The organism is Streptomyces phaeochromogenes, assembly GCF_001418655.1.
Lineage (GTDB): Bacteria > Actinomycetota > Actinomycetes > Streptomycetales > Streptomycetaceae > Streptomyces > Streptomyces phaeochromogenes.
Map to the genome: position 1 here is coordinate 1 of NZ_LIQZ01000554.1, position 2706 is coordinate 2706.

General features: G+C 69.1%; 1 protein-coding gene. It reads right to left on the bottom strand.

Translation table 11 applies throughout. The features are described from left to right. Nucleotides 1-2703, bottom strand: a 2703-nt coding sequence (locus AOK17_RS53720; RefSeq protein ID WP_342671573.1) for a condensation domain-containing protein, incomplete at its 3' end; no start/stop codon positions are given. Between the last annotated feature and the right edge of the window lie 3 nt (nucleotides 2704-2706).

Genomic DNA, 2706 nt, shown 5'->3' on the forward strand with positions numbered 1-2706 from the left:
CACATCCACCGCACCATCCGCCACCAGCGAATGGAACAGAAACCCCTCCTGCAGAGGCTGCAGCGGAAGAATGTCCTCGACCTCCGCCCCACCGTCCTCCAGCAGTTCGATCTCGGCCTGGTCGAGTGGGACGAGGTCCAGGTCGGAGGGGGTCAGTCCACCTGCGTCGGGGGCGTCGGCGTGCCGGGCCAGACCCTCCAGAGCCTGGAACCACAACTGCGCCAGCTCCCGCACCTCCGCCTCGGACAACACCCCGTCCGCCCACGCCCAACTCGCCTGCAACCGCGGACCCTCGGCCAGGTCATACGTCACCGCATTGACCTCCAGCGCATGCGCCAACGGCAACCCCGCATCAGCGCCGCCGCCCACCATCCCCGCCCGCGCACTCAACCCCCACGCACCATCACCACCACTGGTGAACCGGCCCAGATAGTTGAACCCCAACTCAGGCCGTGCCCCGGCCGCCAACTCGGCCCCAGCAGCCGGGTCCAGGTAACGCAGCACACCGAAACCGACCCCGTCGTCCGGCACCGCCCGCACCTGCTCCTTGACCAGCTTCAACGCCCGCCCACCGGCCACACCACCGGCACACACCTCATCCCACGACACCGCACCCGCACCCGCGTCCAGCCGCACCGGATGAATCGACGTGAACCAGCCCACCGTCCGCGACAGGTCCACCCTCGCCGCCTCGAACCGGCCATGCCCCTCAAGATCCAGCAGCACACCCGCGTCCGCGTCCCGGCCACGCCGCCGCTGCCACTCCTGCACGGCCAACGCCAGACCCGCCAACAACACATCGTTCACACCACCGTGGAACAACGCCGGAACCCGCGTCAGCAACGCCTCCGTCAGCTCGACCGACAGGGACAGTTCCGTCACCCGGCGGGTGGTCACCGTGTCCTTCGCCGCGTCCAGATCCCGCGAACCCAGCGGCCGGCCGGGCTCACCGACGATGCGACGCCACAGCTCCAACTGGCCGGTGTACGTTCCCTGCTCGGCCTCTTCCCGCAGCCGCCGCGCCCAGGTCCGGAACGACGTCGCCACCGGCTCCAGCTCCCGGCCCTCCGAAGCCGCCTTCAGATCCTCCAGCAGAATCCGCCACGACACCCCGTCCACCACCAAATGGTGCGCCACCAAGAGCAGTTGGCCGGGCTCGAACCACACCGCTCGGAAGACCACACCGGCATCGGGGTCCAGCCGTAGGCGCTCGGCTTCGGCACGTTCGTCGATGGCGGTGAGTACGGACGCCTCGTCGAGGTCGGTGGTCGTGGTGTGGTCCAGCAGCCCGCCCGCGTCCACCGCACCCGGCGGCGCCACCTCCAGCCGCCATGCACCATCCCCGTCGCGCCCGTCACGCACCAACCGCGACCGCAACATGTCATGCCGGTCCACCACCGCCTGAAGAGCCCTCACCAGAACCTCCCGGCTCACCCCCTCCGGCAGGCCCACCACCACATGCTGGTGGAACCCCTCAACCGGCCCCGCCAGGTCCCGCAACCACCCCATCACCGGTGTCAGTGGCACCACACCCACCCCGGCACCCGAAGCCTCCACCGCCACAGCGGCGTCACCCACCGGCACCACCACCCGCGCCAACCGCTCCACCGACGGATGCTCAAACACATCCCGCGCCGACAACACCCAACCCGCACGACGCGCACGCGACACCAGCTGAATCGCCATGATGCTGTCGCCGCCACAATCGAAGAAGGAGTCCGCCACCCCCACCCGATCCAGCCCCAACACCTCAGCGAACAGCGAACACAGCACCTCCTCCACGCCTGAGCGCGGCCCACGGCCCACACCGGTCACGAACTCCGGCGCCGGCAACGCCCCCCGATCCACCTTCCCGTTCACCGTCAACGGCAGCCGCCCCAACACCACGAACGCCGCCGGCACCATGTACTCCGGCAACACACGAGCAACAAACGCCCGCAGGTCGGCGGTGGACGGTGCTTCCCCGTCGGAAACTAGATAGGCCACCAGCCGCTCGTCCCGGACGATCACCACGGCGTCACGAACGGCAGGGTGAGCGGTCAGACGGGCGCTGATCTCACCCGGCTCGATGCGGTAACCCCGCACCTTCACCTGGTCGTCGATCCGGCCCAGGAACTCCAGACTCCCGTCCGCACGACGGCACGCCAGGTCACCACTGCGATAGAGGCGGGCACCGGGCGGCCCGAACGGATCCGGCACGAAGCGCTCCGCCGTCAGCTCCGGACGGTTCAGATACCCCCGCGCCACACCCGGACCGCCTACGTGAATCTCACCCGGCACACCCACCGGCACCAACTCGCCCGACGGGTCCAGGAGATGCACGCTCAAGTCGTTCAACGGGCGGCCGATCGGACTGGCCGAACCACCGGCCGCGACATCCTCCGCACCCACCGGGCCGTACGTCACATGCACCGTCGTCTCGGTGATGCCATACATGTTCACCAGCCGCGGAGACTCCAGACCATGCCGCGCGACCCAGCCCTGAAGCGCCCCGCAGTCCAAAGCCGCGCCACCGAAGACGACCGTCCGCAGGGCGAGTCCACCGGCGTCGCTGCGGGTGCGGTCCTCCTCGATGAGCTGGGTGAACGCCGACGGCGTCTGGTTCAACACCGTCACACCCTCACGCACCAACAACTCATGGAACAGACCCGGCTCCCGCGCCGTCATCTCCGGCACCACCACCAACCGGCCACCATGCAACAACGC